This window comes from Streptomyces synnematoformans (genome assembly GCF_039531005.1).
Classification (GTDB): Bacteria; Actinomycetota; Actinomycetes; order Streptomycetales; family Streptomycetaceae; genus Streptomyces; species Streptomyces synnematoformans.
On record NZ_BAAAPF010000777.1, the window covers coordinates 1 to 521 of the forward strand.

Here is a 521-nt window from a genome sequence, read left to right on the forward strand (position 1 = left end):
CCCCTGCCCGCCGACGCGGGCGCGCTGGCCGCGGGCCCGCTGGCGGCCGCGCCGCCGCCGGCCGGGCGCGGGCTGCTGCGCCGGCTGCGCGGGGCCCGTACGCCGGCCCCGGCCGCCGCCGTCGCCGGCGTCGGCGCGGGCGAGCTGGGCGCGTACCCCGCGCTGGGGCTGATGTTCGCGCAGCACGCCCTGGCGTACGGGTTCGACCCGCGCCACGCGCCCGCGGGCGCGGCAATGCTGCCGTACGTGCAGGAAACCTTCGGCGGGTGGTACGTGCGCGGGGGGATGCGGGCGCTGGCGGACGCGCTGTACGAGCGCTGTCTGGAGCGCGGCGTCGAGTTCGCGTTCGGCTCGGAGGTCGTCGCCGTCCGGGTGGACGGGGACGGCCGGGCGGCGGGCGTCGAACTGGCCGGCGGCGGGCGGGCGGACGCCGACGCGCTGGCCGCGGGGGTGCCGCGGGCCCGGCTGACGGAGCTGGTGCCGCGCGCGTACGGGGCGCAGGAGCCGCCGGGCGCGGCGGC

Annotated in this window: 1 protein-coding gene; it reads left to right on the forward strand. The window is 82.7% G+C overall.

Annotated elements, in window-relative coordinates:
- A partial coding sequence (locus ABD317_RS37635; protein WP_344296652.1) for an FAD-dependent oxidoreductase occupies positions 1-521 on the forward strand: 521 nt, incomplete at both ends.